Here is an 18,817-nt window from a genome sequence, read left to right as displayed (position 1 = left end):
GCCCTGGGACAGGGGCCGAAGGTCGGCTACGAGCACCCCGCCACCCGTGAGAGACTGGTCTAGACAACCCGCTTGAGACTTGAAGGGCAACACCATGGCTGAGCGCCGCGTCAACGTCGGCTGGGCCGAGGGCCTGCACGCCCGCCCCGCCTCCATCTTCGTCCGTGCCGCCACGGCCTCCGGCGTCCCCGTGACGATCGCCAAGGCCGACGGCAACCCGGTGAACGCCGCGTCGATGCTCGCGGTGCTCGGTCTGGGCGCGCAGGGCGGCGAGGAGATCGTGCTCGCTTCGGACGCCGATGGCGCCGAGGCCGCTCTGGACCGTCTGGCGAAGCTGGTTGCCGAGGGACTCGAGGAGCTCCCCGAGACCGTCTGACCGAATTCCGATGGAGCCGCACACGCCGAAATGACGGCGAGTGCGGCTCCATTTGCATTTCCTCGCCGAACCCGACCGCCGACTTTCCGGAATCCGGGGCAACACAAACAGAGCCCCGAGAATTCCTATTCTTTGTATACGGCCCGTGTGTTAATTCCGGGCACTCGCGGTGTTTACGACGTGTTGCGAAGCCCTCACACGTCCGCGTTCCCGGTGCTTGAGCCGGTGCTGCGCCAGCGAGCGCTCGGCGTGCAGCGCGGTCAGCGCGCGGGCCCGTTCGGCGTCGCCGCGCGCCACCGCGTCGACGATCGCCCCGTGCTCGGCCCATGCCTCGACGGGCTGGGCGGCGGGCTCGACCGCGTACATCCAGGCGATCTTGTGCCGCAGCTGGGTGAGCAGCGCCGTGAGCGCCGGGCTGCCGGATGCCTGTGCCAGCGTCTCGTGGAACCAGCCGCCGAGCGAGCGCAGATCCTCGCCCTGGCCGCGCCTGGCCCGTTCCTGCCCCAGCCTGACCAGGCCACGCAGCACCTTGAGATGGGCGTCGGTGCGGCGCTGGGCGGCGCGGGCGGCGCCCAGCGGCTCGAGCAGTGCCCGTACGTCCAGCAGGTCCGCCGCCTCCTGCTCGGTGGGTTCGGCGACATGGGCGCCCGCATGGCGGCGGCTGATCACGAAGCCCTCGGACTCCAGGGTGCGCAGCGCCTCACGGACGGGGACGCGGGAGACCCCGTAACGGCGGGCCAACTGCTCCTCGGTCAGCCGACTGCCGCACGGGAGGACCCCGGACACGATGTCGTCCCGAATCGCCGTGCATACCGACTGCGCGGGAATGCGCATCTTCGACCTCCGCCTTGATCCGCGCGAAACCGGTTCGTCGGCGACTCTATTGCAGCGGGGCGGAATTTCCGAAGGAGATCCGGGAACATGCATATCTTTTGGCCAGCGAAAAGCCCCGGCTCAGGACGAGCCGGGGCTTTTCTGACGCCTGCTTCGCGGGCAGCGGTCAGACGTTCACGCCGCGGGCGCGCAGGTACGCGACCGGGTTGATGTCGGAGCCGTACTCGGCGGTGGTGCGCGCCTCGAAGTGGAGGTGCGGGCCGGTCGAGTTGCCGGTCGAGCCCGAGAGGCCTATCCGCTGGCCCGGGGTGACGGACTGGCCGACCGAGACACTGATGGACGACAGGTGACCGTACTGGGTGTACGTGCCGTCGTTCATCCGGATGACGATGTTGTTGCCGTACGCGCCGCCCCAGCCGGCCTCGACGACGGTGCCGGAGCCGACGGAGACGACCCGGCTGCCGGAGGCGGCGTGGAAGTCGACGCCGGAGTGGCTGCCGGAGGACCAGAGCGCGCCACCGGCCTGGTAGCTGGTGGTCACGTACGAACCGGCGACGGGGAGCTGGAAGGAGTTCAGGCGCTTGCGCTCGGCCTCGCGGGCGGCGCGCTCCTTGGCCTCGCGGACCTCCTTGGCGCGGGCCTCGGCCTTGCGCTTCGCCTCCGCCTTCGCCCGGGCCTCGGCCTTGGCCCGCTCGATGGCCTCGGCGGCCTCGCGCTCCTGGGCGGCGGCCTGGGCGTCGATCGTGTCGGCGAGGGAGTCCGCGGCGACGATCTGGGTCAGGCCGGTGTCCTCGAAGGAGGGGGCGTCCGCGTCGGCGGCGAGCGCCGGGGAGGCGAGGGTTCCGATGACGCCGGTGGTGGCGATGGTCGCGACGCCGGCGATGCCCGCCCTGCGGCGCGCCAGACGGCTCGGACCACGATGCTTCCCGGTGGCACGGGTGAACGCCATGTAGTGGCTGATCCTTTCCTTCCTTCTCGCCTACCGGGTTAGCTGACGGGTTCGGAGCAGGAAGGTCTCCTACGGGCCCCTCCGCACGGATGCGAAGGCGTCCGATTCACCCCAGGGACTTCGTATGGGTCCCCGGCTCCCCAGGCTCGCGCCTGACGGGGACTCGGCGATGACTGTCCGATGCCACGGGCTCGCGGCGGGTGCAACTGGCGAACAGCCGGACCGACGCTAAGCGGACTGTCTTTCAATCAGCAAACAGACACGCCCGTTTGTAAGACATGCCACAGGTCATACAGCCACCCTCTCCCTTAATCCGGACAAAGGGGAGGACCCCGCCATACTGTGATGGCGGGGTCCTCGAAGCGGCGCGCGGACGACTCAATCAGCCGGTGACGACGGTCACTTCGCCGATGCCGAGAGCGCGCACCGGCTCCTCGATCTGCGCCGCGTCACCGACGAGCACGGTGACGAGACGGTCCACCGGGAAGGCGTTCACGACCGCCGCGGTCGCCTCCACCGTGCCGGTCTCGGCCAGGCGCGCGTACAACTGCGCCTGGAAGTCGTCCGGAAGGTGCTGCTCGACCTGGTCGGCGAGCGTCCCGGCGACGGAGGCGGCCGTCTCGTACTTCAGCGGCGCCACACCCACCAGGTTCTGCACGGCCACGTCGCGCTCGGCGTCCGTCAGCCCCTCGGCGGCGAGCGTGCTCAGCACCTTCCACAGGTCGTCAAGTGCCGGGCCGGTGTTGGGCGTGTCGACGGAGCCGCTGATGGCGAGCATCGAGGCGCCGTGGCCCTGGCCGTCGGAGCGCAGCACCTGGCCGAAGGCACGGACGCCGTAGGTGTAGCCCTTCTCCTCGCGCAGGACGCGGTCCAGACGGGAGGTGAGGGTGCCACCGAGGCAGTACGTGCCGAGGACCTGGGCCGGCCAGACACGGTCGTGCCGGTCGGCGCCGACGCGCCCGATGAGCAGCTGGGTCTGGACGGCTCCCGGCCGGTCCACGATGACCACCCGGCCGGTGTCGTCGGCCGTGATCGGAGGGACGGGGCGCGGCTCGGCCGCGTTCCCCGTCCAGGCTCCCAGCGACTCGGCGAGGACCTTGTCCAGGTCCACGTCGGTCAGGTCGCCGACGATGACGGCCGTGGCCGTGGAGGGCCGCATGTACGCCTCGAAGAAGGCGCGGACGGCCGTGGCGTCGATCGCCTCCACGGTCTCCTCGGTCCCCTGGCGCGGCCGCGACATGCGCGAGGTGGCCGGGAACAGCTCCTTGGAGAGCTGCTTGGCCGCCCGGCGGGCCGGGTTGGCCGTCTCGTGCGGGATCTCGTCGAGCCGGTTGCGCACCAGGCGCTCGACCTCGGTGTCGAGGAAGGCGGGCGCGATCAGCGCCTCGGCGAGCAGGCCGAGCGCCTTGGGCAGCCGGGAGACGGGGACCTCCAGGGAGACCCGTACGCCCGGGTGGTCGGCGTGCGCGTCGAGCGTGGCGCCGCAGCGCTCCAGCTCGGCGGCGAACTCCTCGGCGGAGTGCTTGTCCGTGCCCTCGGAGAGGGCGCGGGCCATGATCGTGGCCACGCCGTCCAGGCCCTCGGGCTCGGCGTCCAGCGGGGCGTCGAGGAAGATCTCGACGGCCACCACCTGCTGGCCGGGGCGGTGGCAGCGCAGCACCGTCAGGCCGTTGTCCAGCGCTCCGCGGTCCGGGGCCGGGAAGGCCCAGGGCTTCGCGGTGCCCGCCTCCGGCTGCGGGTGGAACGTCATGCTCGTCAAAGACGCGGCAGCGTCGGTCACTGGTCCGCTCCCTCTTCCTCGTCGCTGTCGCTCTGTTCGGTACCGATCGGCTCGTAGACGAGCACCGCGCGGTTGTCCGGGCGCAGCCGGGCCTTGGCGACCGCCTGCACCTCCTCCGCGGTGACGTCCAGCACCCGGTGCACGGCGGTGAGGGCGAGCTGCGGGTCGCCGAACAGGACCGCGAAGCGGCACAGTTCGTCGGCCCGGCCCGCGACCGTGCCGAGCCGGTCCAGCCACTCGCGCTCCAACTGGGCCTGGGCGCGCTCCATCTCCTCGGGCGTCGGGCCCTCGGCGGCGAACCTGGCCAGCTCCTCGTCGACGGCGGCCTCGATCTCGGGCACCTCGACACCGCCGGACGTCTTGACGTCCAGCCAGCCCAGCGAGGGCGCGCCGGCCAGCCGCAGCAGGCCGAACCCCGCGGCCACCGCCGTGCGGTCGCGGCGGACCAGGCGGTTGTGGAGCCGCGAGGACTCGCCGCCGCCGAGGACCGTCAGGGCCAGGTCCGCGGCGTCGCACTCGCGCGTGCCGTCGTGCGGGAGCCGGTAGGCGGCCATCAGCGCGCGGGCCGGGACCTCCTCCTCGACGACCTCGCGCAGCTGCTCGCCGATGGTGTCCGGAAGGGTGCCGTCGCGCGGCGGCCGCTTGCCGTCGTGCGACGGGATCGAGCCGAAGTACTTCTCGATCCAGGCCAGGGTCTGCGCGGGGTCGATGTCGCCGACGACCGAGAGCACCGCGTTGTTCGGCGCGTAGTACGTGCGGAAGAAGGACCGCGCGTCCTCGAGGGTGGCCGCGTCCAGGTCGGCCATGGAGCCGATCGGCGTGTGGTGGTACGGGTGGCCGTCGGGGTACGCGAGGGCGGTGAGCTTCTCGAAGGCCGTGCCGTAGGGCACGTTGTCGTACCGCTGGCGGCGCTCGTTCTTGACGACGTCCCGCTGGTTCTCCATGGACTCGTCGTCCAGGGCCGCGAGCAGCGAGCCCATGCGGTCCGCCTCCAGCCAGAGCGCCAGCTCCAGCTGGTGGGTGGGCATGGTCTCGAAGTAGTTGGTGCGCTCGAAGCTCGTCGTGCCGTTGAGCGAGCCGCCCGCGCCCTGCACCAGCTCGAAGTGGCCGTTGCCGTGGACCTGCTTCGAGCCCTGGAACATCAGGTGCTCGAAGAGATGGGCGAGGCCGGTGCGGCCCGCGACCTCGTGGCGCGAGCCGACGTCGTACCAGAGGCAGACCGCGGCGACCGGGGTCAGGTGGTCCTCGGAGAGCACCACCCGCAGGCCGTTGGCCAGCCGGTGCTCGGTCGCTGTCAGGCCGCCGGAGCCGGCCTCTGCCGTGGCCGTGTGACCCATGGGCATGTACGTCCCTTCGATCGCGATATGGAAAAGTCCTGCCACCCTATGCAAGCGCACCGACACCTCGCGAAGTTCCCGCAGGTTCGAGGCGTCCCTCTTCCGGGTCGCAGGGGCGTCCCGGACGGCTGACGTAGGATCCGGCGGACGGCTCCCGCACGGTCCTCGGCGGGCCGTACCCGGGTCGCGGTCGGCGTTGTCGGTGGGACGGTCCACAATGGTCCGCGTCAGATCAACCTTGTTGGTGAAGGAGCCGCAGCCGCGATGGCCCGCCGCAGCACGAAGACACCGCCGCCGGAAGACGCGTTCGAGGAGAGGATCCTCGACATCGACGTCGTCGACGAGATGCAGGGCTCCTTCCTCGAGTACGCGTACTCGGTGATCTACTCCCGCGCGCTGCCGGACGCCCGGGACGGCATGAAGCCCGTGCAGCGCCGGATCGTCTACCAGATGAACGAGATGGGCCTGCGCCCCGACCGCGGCTATGTGAAGTGCGCGCGCGTCGTCGGCGAGGTCATGGGCAAGCTGCACCCGCACGGCGACTCGTCGATCTACGACGCGATGGTCCGCATGGCGCAGCCCTTCTCCATGCGGGTGCCCCTGGTCGACGGCCACGGCAACTTCGGCTCCCTCGGCAACGACGACCCGCCGGCCGCCATGCGGTACACCGAGTCGAAGATGGCCGCCGCGGCGCTGATGATGACCGAGTCGATCGACGAGGACACCGTCGACTTCGCGCCGAACTACGACGGTCAGGAGCAGGAGCCGGTCGCCCTCCCGGCGGCGTACCCGAACCTGCTGGTCAACGGCGCGTCCGGCATCGCCGTCGGCATGGCGACGAACATGCCGCCGCACAACCTGGGCGAGGTGATCGCGGCCGCCCGGCACCTGATCCGCCACCCGAACGCGGACCTCGAGGCGCTGATGCGTTTCGTGCCCGGCCCCGACCTGCCCACGGGCGGCCGGATCGTCGGCCTGTCCGGCATCAAGGACGCGTACGAGAACGGCCGCGGCACGTTCAAGATCCGCGCCACGACGACGGTGGAGACCGTGACGGCCCGCCGCAAGGGCATCGTCGTCACCGAGCTGCCCTTCACGGTCGGCCCGGAGAAGGTGATCTCCAAGATCAAGGATCTGGTCGGCTCCAAGAAGCTGCAGGGCATCGCGGACGTCAAGGACCTCACCGACCGCGCCCACGGCCTGCGCCTGGTCATCGAGGTCAAGAACGGCTTCGTGCCCGAGGCGGTCCTGGAGCAGCTCTACAAGCTGACGCCGATGGAGGAGTCCTTCGGCATCAACAACGTGGCGCTGGTCGACGGCCAGCCGCTCACGCTGGGCCTCAAGGAGCTCCTCGAGGTCTATCTCGACCACCGCTTCGACGTGGTGCGCCGCCGCTCCGAGTTCCGCCGCGGCAAGAAGCGCGACCGGCTGCACCTGGTCGAGGGTCTGCTCGTGGCGCTGCTCGACATCGACGAGGTCATCCGCCTCATCCGCTCCAGCGAGAACTCGGCGCAGGCCAAGGAGCGCCTGATCGAGCACTTCTCGCTGAGCGAGGTCCAGACGCAGTACATCCTGGACACCCCCCTGCGCCGGCTCACCAAGTTCGACCGCATCGAGCTGGAGACCGAGCGCGACCGGCTCAACGGCGAGATCGACGAGCTGACCGGGATCCTGGACTCCGACAGCGAGCTGCGCAAGCTGGTCTCGGGCGAACTGGCCGCGGTGGCGAAGAAGTTCGGCACCGACCGGCGCACGGTCCTGCTGGAGTCGGCGGGCGCGCCCGTCGCCGCCGCGTCCCTCGAGGTCGCGGACGACCCCTGCCGGGTCCTGCTGTCCTCGACGGGTCTGCTGGCCCGTACGGCGACGGAGGAGATCCCGGCCGCCGCGGAGGGCAAGCGCGCCAAGCACGACGTGATCGTCTCCGTGGTCCCGGCGACGCAGCGCGGCGACATCGGCGCCGTGACCTCCGCCGGACGGCTGCTGCGGATCGCGGTGATCGACCTGCCGCAGCTGCCGAACACGGCCGCCGCGCCGAACCTGGCGGGCGGGGCGCCGCTGGCGGAGTTCCTCACGCTGGAGGACGACGAGACGGTGGTCTGCCTGACCACGCTCGACGAGTCCTCGCCGGGCCTGGCGCTCGGCACCCTGCAGGGTGTCGTGAAGCGCGTGGTTCCGGACTATCCGGCGAACAAGGACGAGTTGGAGGTCGTCACCCTCAAGGACGGTGACCGGATCGTCGGCGCGACCGAGCTGCGCACGGGCGAGGAGGACCTGGTCTTCATCACCTCCGACGCCCAGCTCCTGCGCTACCAGGCGTCGCAGGTACGGCCCCAGGGCCGCCCCGCGGGCGGCATGGCGGGCATCAAGCTGACCGCGGGCGCCGAGGTGATCTCGTTCACGGCGGTGGACCCGGCGGCGGACGCGGTCGTGTTCACGGTGGCGGGTTCCACGGGCACGCTGGACGACTCCGCCGCGACGTCGGCGAAGCTGACGCCGTTCGACCAGTACCCCCGCAAGGGGCGTGCGACGGGTGGCGTGCGCTGCCAGCGCTTCCTGAAGGGCGAGGACGTGCTCATCCTCGCCTGGGCGGGCGCGACCCCGGCGTTCGCCGCTCAGAAGACCGGCGCCCCGGTGGATCTCCCCGAGATCGACCCACGCCGTGACGGCTCGGGCACCCCGCTGCCGAAGCCGGTCGCGGTCCTGGCGGGCCCGGCGAGCTAGAGCTCCGGAGCCGGCTCGTCCGGCTGCTGTACGTACCGCAGGACGCCCCACATGCTGTGCTCGTCGGGGGCGTCCTGCGGGCCGTTCACGCGGCAGCCGTCGAGCTCCTTGCGCAGGGCGTCGCCGTCGACGCCGGAGCCGATGAGGACGAGCTGGGTGAGCCGCTCCTCGCCGGTCGGCCAGGGCTCGGGGTAGAAGCGCAGGAACCTGCCGACGGCGTGCACGGAGTAGCGGTTGTCGGGGTCGGCGGCGCCGAAGTCGACGAAACCCTTGATGCGGTAGAGGCCCTCCGGGCGGGAGTCCAGGAACTCCATCAGTCTGCGCGGGTGCAGGGCGGTCTCCGAGGCCAGGGAGAGGGTCTCGTAGACGGCATGCGGATGGTCGTGGTCGTCGTCGGGATCTCCGTAGAGCAGGTCCTCGATGGACATCTGCCCCTCGATCTCGCCGTCGGGCACCACTCGGTCGAAGAGAAGCTCGGGGTCGACGCGTCCGTGCGCGGCGCGGACCACCGCGGCGGGTCCCGCGAGTCCACTGACGGCCGCGTGGACGGCGTCCAGCTCCCGCTCCCCCACCCGGTCGGCCTTGTTGACCACGACCAGGTCGGCGAGGGCGAGATGCCGGTCGGTCTCGGGGTGCCGCGCGCGCGTGGCGGAGAACTCGGCCGCGTCGACGACCTGCACGAGCCCGCCGTAGACGATCCGCTCGTTCTCACTGGCGAGCACCATCCGCACCAGCTCCTGGGGCTCGGCGAGCCCGCTCGCCTCGATCACGATCACGTCGAGGCGCAGCTCGGGCCGGGTGAGCACCTCCAGGTACTCGTCCAGCTCGCTCACGTCGACGGCGCAGCAGAGGCATCCGTTGCCGAGCGAGACGGTGGACCCGACCTGCCCGGCGACGGTCATGGCGTCGATGCCGATGTCACCGAAGTCGTTGACCATGACCCCGATCCGGGTGCCCCGGGCACTGCGCAGCAGATGGTTGAGCAGCGTCGTCTTGCCCGATCCGAGGAACCCGGAGAGGACGACGACGGGGATCTGCTGCTTGCTCAAGGGAAAACCCCTCCGACGACTCGACACACACCAAAGCCCCCAGAATAGGCAGCCGCCACCCCGACCGGCCCACACCCCACCTGCGGTCTGTCGCCGACGGCGGGCAAGGGCCCACGCGTACCCGGTCCGACGCGACTGCCCACCGCCGCCCGCCCAGGGCCCCGCACATTTCCGGTCCCGGGCGCCCTCCCCGTACCGTTCCTGCCATGAGCCCCGCACCGACCACCCCGCCGCCGCCCCCCGCGCGACGCCGGCGGTTCGGCTGGCCGCAGCGGGTCTTCTCGCAGGTCCTCCTCATGCAGCTGGCCATCGCGACCGGTGTCACGGTGCTGGCCACCGGCCTCTTCCTCGCCCCGCTCAGCGCCCAGCTCGACGACCAGGCGATGCGCCGCGCCCTCGCCATCGCCGAGACGACCGCCTCCCCGCAGGTCGCCTCCGCGCTGAAGGGCTCCGCGCCCTCCGCCCAAGGCCCCGTGCAGGCGGAGGCCGAGCGGATCCGGCAGTCCACCGGCGCCGAGTACGTCGTCGTCATGGACACCCGCGGCGTGCGCTGGTCCCACACCGACCCCGCGCAGATCGGCAGGCGCGTCTCCACGGACCCCAGCGAGGCGCTCGCCGGGCACGAGGTCATGGAGATCGACAGCGGCACCCTGGGCCGCTCCGCGCGCGGCAAGGCCCCTCTGCGGAGCCCTGACGGGACGATCGTCGGCGCGGTGTCCGTCGGCATCGAGTACGACAGCGTCCAGGACCGGCTGCTCGGCGCGATCCCGGGCCTCCTCGCGTACGCCGGCGGCGCGCTCGCGGCCGGCGCCCTCGCCGCGTACTTGATCTCCCGCAGGCTGCAGCGGCGGACCCACGACCTGGCGTTCTCCGATATCTCCGCGCTGCTCGCGGAGCGCGAGGCCATGCTCCACGGCATCCGCGAGGGTGTCGTCGCCCTGGACCGCACCGGCCGCGTGCGCCTGATGAACGACGAGGCCCAGCGCCTCCTCGGGATCGGCCCGGAGGCCACGGGCCGGCCGCTGGAGGCGGCCCTCGGTCCCGGCCGCACGGCCGATGTGCTGGCCGGGCGGGTCACGGGCGAGGATCTGGTGACCGTCCGCGGCCACCGCGTCCTCATCGCCAACCGGATGCCGACGGACGACGGCGGCGCCGTGGCCACCCTGCGCGACCGCACCGAGCTGGAGCGGCTCGGCCGCGAGCTGGACTCCACCCGCGGCCTGATCGACGCCCTGCGCGCCCAGGACCACGAGCATGCGAACCGGCTGCACACCCTTCTGGGCCTCCTCGAGCTGGAGATGCACGAGGAGGCGGTCGAGTTCGTCACCGAAGTCGTCGGCGTCCATCGGGCCACCGCGGAGCAGGTCACGGAGAAGGTCCACGACCCGCTGCTCGCCGCGCTGCTGGTCGGCAAGGCCACGGTCGCCGCGGAGCGGGGCGTGTCCTTGCGGATCTCGTCCGACTCGCTGCTCCCCGACCGTCTGGTGGACCCGCGCGAGCTGGTCACCGTCGTCGGCAACCTCGTCGACAACGCCCTGGACGCCGCCGCGGGCACGGCAGAGCCGCGCGTCGAGATCGCGCTGCGGGCCGAGGGGCGCACCGCCGTCCTGCGGGTCACCGACAGCGGCCCGGGCGTCCCGGACGACCGCCGCGAACTGATCTTCACCGAGGGCTGGACCACGAAGGAGCTGCCGTCGCACGGCAAGCGGGGTCTGGGCCTGGCCCTGGTGCGCCGGCTCGCCGAGCGCCGGGGCGGCAGTGCCCGCGTCGCGGACGGGCCGGACGGAGGCGCCGAGTTCACCGTCGTACTCCCGGAGGCACTGGGCGAACCGGCGCCCGAGCCGGAGTCCGCGCAGGAGCCCGCCATGGTCCGGGTCAGCGAGGAGCCGCGATGATCGACGTACTGGTCGTGGACGACGACGTTCGCGTCGCGCGGATCAACGCGGCCTATGTGACGAAGATGCCCGGGTTCCGCGTCGCCGCCACCGCCCACTCGACCGCGGAGGCGATCACCCGCCTCGGTGAGGTCCCGGTCGACCTCATCCTGCTCGACCACTACCTGCCGGACGAGAACGGACTCGCGGTCGTACGGGAGCTGCGCCGGCAGGGCCACCAGACCGACGTGATCATGGTGACCGCGGCACGCGACGTGGCGACGGTCCAGGCCGCGATGCGCCACGGTGCGCTCCAGTACCTGGTGAAGCCGTTCACCTTCGCCGGACTGCGCGCCAAGCTGGAGGCGTACGCCGCCCTGCGCCACGCCCTCGACGGCGGCGGCGAGGCCGAACAGGCGGAGGTGGACCGGTTCTTCGGCGCCCTGTCGGCGGGCGCGGCCGAACCCGAACTGCCGAAGGGTCACTCCCCCACCACGGCTGAGCTGGTACGACAGGTGCTGCTCGCCGCCGACGGGGCCCTGTCGGCACAGGAGATCGCCGAGCGGGCCGGGGTGAGCCGGCAGACCGCCCAGCGCTATCTCAAGCTGCTCGAACGCACCGGCCGCGTCCGCCTCTCGCTGAAGTACGGCGAGACCGGCCGCCCCGAGCACCGCTACGTCTGGGCCCCGGCCGCCCGCTGAACTCCCGCCCGGGGCTCACACCGCGCCTGCGCCGGTCAGCGCCCTGACCTCCGTCTCCGCGTGCTTGGCCGCGTCCGGCGGCTCGGAGGAGGTGACCGTGCCGATCCAGCCGGCCAGGAAGCCGAGCGGGATGGAGACCACGCCCGGGTTCTGGAGCGGGAAGACATGGAAGTCGACGCCCGGGAAGAGCGCGTCGGGACTGCCGGAGACGACCGGCGAGAGCACGACCAGCAGGACGGCCGGGATCAGCCCTCCGTACACCGACCACACGGCGCCCCGCGTGGTGAACTTCCGCCAGAAGAGCGAGTAGAGGAGCACGGGGAGGTTGGCGGAGGCGGCGACCGCGAAGGCGAGTCCGACCAGGAACGCCACGTTGAGGTCCCGGGCGAGCAGTCCGAGGCCGATCGCGGCCACCCCGATCCCGGCGGCGGCCAGGCGGGCCACTGTCACCTCGCTGTACTGCTTCGCATGCGCGTTGCGGCGGCGCAGCGAGGCGTACAGATCGTGGGCCACGGAGGCGGAGGAGGCGAGCGTGATGCCGGCGACGACGGCCAGGATGGTGGCGAAGGCGATGGCTGCGACGATCGCGAAGAGCACGGTGCCGCCGGTCGAACCCGCTCCCCCGCCGAGGTCGAGCGCCAGGAGCGGCACGGCGGTGTTCCCGGCGGCGTTGGAGGCGCGGACGGCGTCGGGGCCGATGATCGCGGCCGCGCCGAAGCCGAGGACGATCGTCATCAGATAGAAGCCGCCGATGAGGCCGATGGCCCAGACGACCGAACGGCGGGCCGCCCGCGCGGTGGGCACGGTGTAGAAGCGGGAGAGGATGTGCGGCAGGCCCGCGGTGCCCAGGACGAGCGCGATGCCGAGGCTGATGAAGTCGAGGCGCGCGGTCCACTCTCCGCCGTAGCGCAGCCCCGGTGCGAGGAAGTCCCGTCCGTGCCCGCTGCGCTCGGCGGCGGCGGTGAGCAGCTGGTTGAAGTCGCCGTGGAAGCGCAGCAGGACGAGCACCGTGAGGGCGATCGTGCCGGCCATGAGGAGCACCGCCTTGACGATCTGGATCCAGGTGGTCGCGCGCATCCCGCCCAGCGACACGTAGATGACCATCAGGGCGCCGACGCCGATCACGGTCCAGGACCGGGCCGCCTCGCTCGTGCCGCCGAGGAGGAGCGCGACCAGGCTGCCGGCTCCCACCATCTGGGCCACCAGGTAGAGCACGGAGACGGTGACGGAGGACGTTCCGGCGGCGATCCTGACGGGGCGCTCCGCCATCCTGGCGGCGACGACGTCGGCGAGCGTGAACCGACCGCAGTTGCGTACCAGTTCGGCGACCAGGAGGAGCACGACCAGCCAGGCGACGAGGAAGCCGACGGAGTACAGCATCCCGTCGTAGCCGAAGAGCGCGATGAGGCCCGAGATGCCGAGGAAGGACGCGGCGGACATGTAGTCGCCGGCGATGGCGAAACCGTTCTCCATGGGGGAGAACAGCCGTCCGCCTGCGTAGAACTCCTCCGCGGAGCCGTGCCGGTTGCGGCTCACCCAGGTGGTGATCCCCAGCGTCACCGCGATGAACGCGCTGAACAGCAGCAGTGCGAGCGTCTGATGGTCGTCGGTCACCGCAGGCCCCCTCGCGTCATCTCCTGCGCGCGCGTTTCGTCGTACACGGTCCAGCGCAGTTCCAGCGCCGCCCGGTCCCGGCGCAGCCGGGCGTGCCGGGCATAGGCCCAGGTCAGCAGGAAGGTGGTGAGGAACTGGCCGAGTCCGGCGATCATCGCCACATTCACCGCGCCGGCGACGGGCCGGGCCATCAGTCCGGGCGCCACGGTCGCCGCCACGACATAGGCGAGGTACCAGAGGAGGAAGCCGAGGGCGGCGGGGATCACGAACCGCCGGTAGCGGCTGCGCACTTCCTGGAAGGCGGGGCTGCGCTGGACCGCCAGGTAGATGTCGGCAGCGCTGTGGGCCGGCTGCTGTCGCGGAACGGCTCCGTCCGCCGGCGCGTTGTGCGCCGGGGCGCCGGCCGGCGTCTCGGTCTCGGCCGCCTCACCCCAACCGGCGGCCAGTGCGTCGTACCAGGGGTCGTCGATCCGCACTGCCGGGAGGCCCGGCCCTTCGTGCTTCTCCACCGGTGAACTCTCCTTGTCAGCGAACCGTTTCGGCCGCGTGCCCAAGGATGGACAGAGCGGGAAGATCCAGGACTCTTCTCCTCCCGCTCTTCACCCCATCAGGTGATGGTCTCGCCAGGTGGGGCGACGAGCCCGTGCTGATATGCGTACCGGACGGCCTGCACCCGGTCACGCACGCCGATCTTGGCGAAGAGATTGTTGATGTGCGTCTTGACGGTCGCCGTGGAGATGCCCAGCCGGCGGGCGACCTCCTGGTTGGAGAGTCCGTCCGCGACCAGGCCGAGCACCTCGGCCTCGCGCTCGGTGAGTCCGTCGGGTCCTGACTCCCCGTGCTGCGGCCCGCGCCATCCGCCCTGCGCCGCCTCGGCGGGGCCTCCCCGGAACGGTGAACGCCCCTGAGGCTGGGCCATCAGCTGTTCCAGAAGCCTCCGTTGGACGGCGGGCGCCAGCCCGGCCCGTCCGTCGAGCACGTCATGGACGGCCCGTACGATCTCCTCGCCGCCCGCGTCCTTGGTGAGATAGCCGCGGGCCCCGGCGCGCAGTGCCGGGAAGAGCGAGTCGTCGTCGGCATAGGTGGTCAGTACGACGACTTCGGTGTCCGGGTGCTCGGAGCGGATGCGCCGGGTCGCCTCCACGCCGTCGCACCGCGGCATCCGAAGGTCCATCAGCACCACATCGGGGGCGAGTTCCGCGGTCAGCGCGACGGCTTCCTCGCCGTCCCTGGCGGCTCCGACGACCTCGATGCCGGGCAGCAGTCCGAGCACGAGCACGATGCCCTCGCGCACCATGGACTGGTCGTCGGCCACGATCACACGCGCGACCCGGCCGTTGTCGTGCTGCGCGTTCCGACCGCTCATGCCGGCACCCTCAGCCGCACCGCGAACCCTTCGTCCTCGGGACCGGCCTCCAGCGTGCCGCCCAGGAGCTCGGCGCGCTCCCTCATACCGAGGAGGCCGTAACCGGAGCCCGAACCGCGCAGCCCCGCGCCCTCGGCATCACCGGCCGCACCCGAGTCCCGTATCTCCAGGGCGATCTCCCCCGTCCCGTAGGCGAGCCGGAGCCGCGTCCTGGCCCCCGGCGCATGCTTGCGTACGTTCGTGAGGGCCTCCTGGGCCACTCTCCGTACCGCCTGTGAGGCCTCCGCCGGCAGGGGCCTGCGCTCACCGACCACCTCGACCTCGGCCCGGTCCCCGCGGGCCAGCTCCCGCAGATACTCCTCGACGGGCACCATGTCGCCGCGCAGTGCGGAGAGTGCGTGCCGGGTCTCGGCGAGTCCCTCGCGGGCCATGGAGCGGGCGGCGGCCACCCGCTCGAGGACGTCCTCCCGCCGGGCGCCGGCCTCTATCTGCAGGCGCGCGGCCTCCAGGTGAACCATTTGCGCGGAGAGGCTGTGCGCCAGCACGTCATGGATCTCCCGGGCGATCCTGGCCCGCTCGGTCAAGGCCGCGGAGGCCGCCTCCGCCTCCCGGGCCGCCCGCTCCTGCGCCAGCAGCCGGAACCCGGCGCTGCGGGCCTGGGCGTCCAGCCGGAGGGAGTACCCGGTGAGCAGCACGGCGGCCGTGGTCACTCCGGCACCCAGGAACCCGGTCTCGTCCGCGTCGACGAAGCCTCCGGCGAGGACCAGCACGGTGACCAGGGCGACGAGCAGCGGGAGTCGCTCCATCGCCGTGACCGAGACGACGATCCAGACCAGCGTCGCGGAGACATCGGCTCCGGCGGCGTGGGCGCCGAGCCCGACCGCCGCGACGAGGGTGAGCAGCCCGAGCGACCGCGCGAGCTGATGGGCGAGGGTCGTCGCGTGATAGGCGACGACCGCGGCCACGCAGAGGGCGAGGCCGAGCGGGGGCAGGACCCCGTACCAGCCGGGGAAGGCTCCCGAGCCGTACGCGCTCACCACGATCCACGAGCAGATCGCGGTGAGCAGCAGGCCGTCGATCACGAGGCGGCCGCGTGGCACACCGACCCGGGTCAGCGCCTCGGGCGCGGGCCACACGAGCCATCGCCTGGTCGTCCTGCCGCCGTACATGTCCGTCCCCCTCCGTCGCTTCGATGCTACGGAGGGAAGACGCGTCCGTGATCGCCTCAGGGGTGGAACTCGGCGGCTCCACCCCTGGGTGGAGGGTCGGCCGGACGCGCCGGGCTAGGCGTCGATCCGCGAGCGGTCGAGCGTCGCCGCGGAGCTGGTGATGAACTCCTTGCGGGGAGCCACGTCGTTGCCCATCAGCAGATCGAAGACGTGCTCGGCCGACTCCAGGTCGCCGATGTTGATCCGGCGCAGGGTCCGGTGCCGCGGGTCCATGGTCGTCTCCGCCAGCTGGTCGGCGTCCATCTCGCCGAGACCCTTGTAGCGCTGGATCGCGTCCTTGTAGCGGACGCCCTTGCGCTGGAACTCGAGCAGCGTCTGGCGCAGCTCGTTGTCCGAGTACGTGTAGACGTACTTGTCCTGGCCCTTCTTGGGCTGGACGAGCTCGACGCGGTGCAGCGGCGGCACGGCGGCGAAGACGCGGCCCTGCTCGACCATGGGCCGCATGTAGCGCTGGAAGAGGGTCAGCAGCAGCGTGCGGATGTGGGAGCCGTCGACGTCGGCGTCGGTCATCATGATGACCTTGCCGTACCGGGCGGCGTCGATGTCGAAGGTGCGGCCCGAGCCGGCTCCTATGACCTGGATGATCGCTCCGCACTCGGCGTTCTTGAGCATGTCCGAGACGGAGGACTTCTGGACGTTGAGGATCTTGCCCCGGATCGGCAGCAGGGCCTGGAACTCGCTGTTGCGGGCGAGCTTGGCGGTGCCGAGCGCGGAGTCTCCCTCGACGATGAAGAGCTCGCTGCGCTCCACGTCGTCGCTGCGGCAGTCGGCGAGCTTCGCCGGGAGCGAGGAGGACTCCAGCGCGGTCTTACGGCGCTGCGCGTCCTTGTGCTGGCGGGCGGCGATCCGGGTCCTGGCGGCCGCCACGGTCTTGTCGAGGACGGCCCGGGCCTGGGCCTTGGCATCACGCTTGGTGGACGTGAGGAAGGCCTTGAGCTCCCTGGCGATCACGTTGGCGACGATCCGACGGGCGGCCGAGGTGCCGAGCACCTCCTTGGTCTGGCCCTCGAACTGCGGCTCGGCGAGCCGGACCGTCACGACGGCCGTGAGCCCCTCCAGGGCGTCGTCCTTGACGATGTCGTCCTCGGCGACGCGCAGCATCTTGGCGGAGCGCAGGACCTCGTTCACCGTCTTGGTGATGGCCTGCTCGAAGCCGGAGACATGGGTGCCGCCCTTGGGCGTGGCGATGATGTTGACGAAGGACTTGACCGTGCTGTCGTAGCCGGTGCCCCAGCGCAGGGCGACGTCGACGCCCAGCTCACGGGTGACCTCTGTGGGGGTCATGTGGCCGCGGTCGTCGAGGACCGGGACGGTCTCCTTGAAGGTGCCCGTGCCCGTCAGCCGCTGGACGTCGCAGACGGCCTTGTCCTGCGCGAGGAACTCGCAGAACTCGCTGATGCCGCCGTCGAAGCGGAAGGTCTCCTCGCTCTTGCCCACGCCGTCCAGGTCGCGCTCGTCGCGGACCACGATGGTCAGGCCGGGCACCAGGAAGGCGGTCTGGCGGGCGCGCTGGTGGAGCGTCTCCAGGGAGAGCTTGGCGTCCTTGAGGAAGATCTGGCGGTCGGCCCAGTACCGCACGCGGGTGCCGGTGCGGGTCTTCGGGACGCGCTTGCCCTTCAGTAGCCCGTTGGCGGGGTCGAAGGGGCTGTCGGGGCCCTGCTCGGTGAAGATGCCGGGGACACCGCGACGGAAGCTGATCGAGTGCGTGGCGCTGTTCCGGTCGACCTCGACGTCGAGCCGGGCCGACAGCGCGTTCACCACGGAGGCGCCCACGCCGTGCAGACCGCCGGAGGCCGCGTACGAGCCGCCGCCGAACTTTCCGCCGGCATGCAGCTTCGTCATGACGACCTCGACGCCGGAGAGCCCGGTCTTGGGCTCGACGTCGACCGGGATGCCCCGGCCGTTGTCCTGCACCTCGACGGAGCCGTCGTCGTGGAGGATCACGTCGATGCGGTCGCAGTAGCCGCCGAGGGCCTCGTCGACCGAGTTGTCGATGATCTCCCAGATGCAGTGCATCAGGCCGCGGCTGTCGGTGGACCCGATGTACATGCCGGGGCGCTTGCGGACCGCTTCGAGCCCTTCGAGTACGAGCAGGTGCCGCGCGGTGTAGTTGGAACCGTCACGGTCTGCGGTCAGCAGCGCACTGGAAGGCACGGACGTTTCGGCGGTCACGCGGTTCGCTCCTCGCTGAATTTGAAAAGTGGCCCGGTGGGGTAAGGCCCGGCGTCGTTCACCGGTCTGAGGGTACCGATGCCTGGTAGAGCCGTTGTCACGCCACCCTCCTGATTTCTCATGCTAGTGCAGAGTCGCATGAGTGTTCGATCCCTCGAAGGGGTGACGTGAACATCACGTTCCCTTCGAGGCATGAACCATTTAGGCTCCGGGCACGTCCTCATGAACAACCGGCAACCCAGCCGGGAGGACGAACCGAGACAAGCAATGCGAAATCCGTAGAGCGACGCAATACGGCTCATTCGCCGCCAACCGGCAGCAGACAGCCACCTCGGGAAGAAGTTTCGAGGAAAAGCCACGAGCGGGAACGTTTTCGGCCTGGTTGGATGTTGACCCTGGTACGACAGCTCGTCGAGCTAGAGAAGAGGCGACGTGACTACTGTTCTGACCCCCGCGAGCCCCCTGACGGCCGCTGACCGCTGCGACCGCTGCGGCGCCCAGGCGTACGTGCGCGTCGTCCTGACCAGCGGCGGTGACTTGCTCTTCTGCGCCCACCACGGGCGCAAGTTCGAGCCGGAACTCAAGAAGATCGCCGCGGAAATACAGGATGAGACGGACCGGCTCACCGACGTGCCGGCCAAGGCAGTAGACGAGGACCGCTGACACCTCGCATCCACGACGAGCCAAGGGCCGGTCGCTGACCGGACGAGGGGGGGGGGGGGGGGGCCGCCGCCCGCGCGGCGGGGGCGGGGGGCCCGCCCCGCCCCGCGGGCCCCCAGCGGCCCCGCGAGCGCGCGGCAGGGCGCGGCTGCGGG

Annotated in this window: 15 protein-coding genes and 1 riboswitch; of the genes, 5 read left to right on the top strand and 10 right to left on the bottom strand. The window is 71.3% G+C overall.

The window, feature by feature from the left end; all coding sequences use genetic code 11:
• Nucleotides 1–94 precede the first annotated feature (94 nt).
• Nucleotides 95–376, top strand: a complete 282-nt coding sequence (locus ACFVZW_RS27000; protein ID WP_030118648.1) for an HPr family phosphocarrier protein — start codon at nt 95–97, stop codon at nt 374–376.
• A 150-nt stretch (nt 377–526) separates the two neighbouring features.
• On the opposite strand, the gene ACFVZW_RS26995 is transcribed toward ACFVZW_RS27000, so the two are convergent.
• The 4 genes from ACFVZW_RS26995 to ACFVZW_RS26980 all read right to left on the bottom strand — a co-directional run bounded on the left by ACFVZW_RS26995 (nt 527) and on the right by ACFVZW_RS26980 (nt 5,282).
• On the bottom strand, nt 527–1,210 hold the full coding sequence (locus ACFVZW_RS26995; protein ID WP_384526236.1) for a GntR family transcriptional regulator: 684 nt from the start codon (nt 1,208–1,210) through the stop codon (nt 527–529).
• Between the two features lie 166 nt (nt 1,211–1,376).
• The gene (locus tag ACFVZW_RS26990) at nt 1,377–2,159 is read right to left on the bottom strand and encodes a M23 family metallopeptidase (protein ID WP_384526233.1); all 783 of its coding nucleotides are present in this window, start codon (nt 2,157–2,159) and stop codon (nt 1,377–1,379) included.
• 12 nt (nt 2,160–2,171) lie between these two features.
• Nucleotides 2,172–2,338: riboswitch (cyclic di-AMP (ydaO/yuaA leader) on the bottom strand.
• A gap of 203 nt (nt 2,339–2,541) precedes the next feature.
• Complete coding sequence (locus tag ACFVZW_RS26985) at nt 2,542–3,909, bottom strand: M16 family metallopeptidase (RefSeq protein WP_384526277.1); 1,368 nt, start codon at nt 3,907–3,909, stop codon at nt 2,542–2,544.
• A gap of 26 nt (nt 3,910–3,935) precedes the next feature.
• The gene (locus ACFVZW_RS26980; protein WP_384526230.1) at nt 3,936–5,282 is read right to left on the bottom strand and encodes a M16 family metallopeptidase; all 1,347 of its coding nucleotides are present in this window, start codon (nt 5,280–5,282) and stop codon (nt 3,936–3,938) included.
• A 258-nt stretch (nt 5,283–5,540) separates the two neighbouring features.
• Here ACFVZW_RS26980 and ACFVZW_RS26975 point away from each other — a divergent pair, with 258 nt between their 5' ends.
• On the top strand, nt 5,541–7,997 hold the full coding sequence (locus ACFVZW_RS26975; protein ID WP_384526227.1) for a DNA topoisomerase (ATP-hydrolyzing) subunit A: 2,457 nt from the start codon (nt 5,541–5,543) through the stop codon (nt 7,995–7,997).
• Here ACFVZW_RS26975 and ACFVZW_RS26970 read toward each other — a convergent pair.
• On the bottom strand, nt 7,994–9,046 hold the full coding sequence (locus tag ACFVZW_RS26970) for a CobW family GTP-binding protein (RefSeq protein WP_384526224.1): 1,053 nt from the start codon (nt 9,044–9,046) through the stop codon (nt 7,994–7,996). The two genes, ACFVZW_RS26975 and ACFVZW_RS26970, sit on opposite strands and share 4 nt — an antisense overlap.
• Before the next feature lie 206 nt (nt 9,047–9,252).
• Here ACFVZW_RS26970 and ACFVZW_RS26965 point away from each other — a divergent pair, with 206 nt between their 5' ends.
• Both ACFVZW_RS26965 and ACFVZW_RS26960 read left to right on the top strand, forming a co-directional pair.
• Nucleotides 9,253–10,941: an ATP-binding protein gene (locus ACFVZW_RS26965; protein ID WP_384526221.1), complete on the top strand. Its 1,689-nt coding sequence runs from the start codon at nt 9,253–9,255 to the stop codon at nt 10,939–10,941.
• Entirely contained in the window at nt 10,938–11,621 is a 684-nt protein-coding gene (locus ACFVZW_RS26960) for a response regulator (RefSeq protein WP_384526218.1), read from the top strand. The genes ACFVZW_RS26965 and ACFVZW_RS26960 overlap by 4 nt, the downstream gene beginning before the upstream one ends.
• 15 nt (nt 11,622–11,636) lie before the next feature.
• Here the strand turns inward: ACFVZW_RS26960 and ACFVZW_RS26955 are convergent, their stop codons facing one another.
• The 5 genes from ACFVZW_RS26955 to ACFVZW_RS26935 form a co-directional block, all read right to left on the bottom strand.
• Nucleotides 11,637–13,235: a cation acetate symporter gene (locus ACFVZW_RS26955; protein WP_384526215.1), complete on the bottom strand. Its 1,599-nt coding sequence runs from the start codon at nt 13,233–13,235 to the stop codon at nt 11,637–11,639.
• Nucleotides 13,232–13,744 carry a DUF485 domain-containing protein gene (locus tag ACFVZW_RS26950; RefSeq protein ID WP_384526212.1) on the bottom strand — a complete coding sequence of 171 codons (513 nt, stop codon included), beginning with the start codon at nt 13,742–13,744 and terminating at the stop codon, nt 13,232–13,234. Before ACFVZW_RS26950 ends, ACFVZW_RS26955 begins: the two co-directional genes overlap by 4 nt.
• Before the next feature lie 98 nt (nt 13,745–13,842).
• Entirely contained in the window at nt 13,843–14,601 is a 759-nt protein-coding gene (locus ACFVZW_RS26945) for a response regulator (protein WP_384526209.1), read from the bottom strand.
• Nucleotides 14,598–15,770 (bottom strand): sensor histidine kinase, encoded by a 1,173-nt coding sequence (locus ACFVZW_RS26940; RefSeq protein WP_384526206.1) that lies wholly within the window; start codon nt 15,768–15,770, stop codon nt 14,598–14,600. Before ACFVZW_RS26940 ends, ACFVZW_RS26945 begins: the two co-directional genes overlap by 4 nt.
• Before the next feature lie 114 nt (nt 15,771–15,884).
• The gene (locus tag ACFVZW_RS26935; protein WP_384526203.1) at nt 15,885–18,002 is read right to left on the bottom strand and encodes a type IIA DNA topoisomerase subunit B; all 2,118 of its coding nucleotides are present in this window, start codon (nt 18,000–18,002) and stop codon (nt 15,885–15,887) included.
• A gap of 432 nt (nt 18,003–18,434) precedes the next feature.
• Between ACFVZW_RS26935 and ACFVZW_RS26930 the strand changes: the two genes are divergently transcribed.
• Nucleotides 18,435–18,665: a hypothetical protein gene (locus tag ACFVZW_RS26930; RefSeq protein ID WP_329115038.1), complete on the top strand. Its 231-nt coding sequence runs from the start codon at nt 18,435–18,437 to the stop codon at nt 18,663–18,665.
• Nucleotides 18,666–18,817: the final 152 nt, after the last annotated feature.

Origin of the sequence: Streptomyces sp. NPDC059567 (genome assembly GCF_042735655.1) — a bacterium.
Classification (GTDB): Bacteria; Actinomycetota; Actinomycetes; order Streptomycetales; family Streptomycetaceae; genus Streptomyces.
Note: the sequence above shows the minus strand (reverse complement) of the source record. Positions and strands in the feature narration are given on the sequence as shown.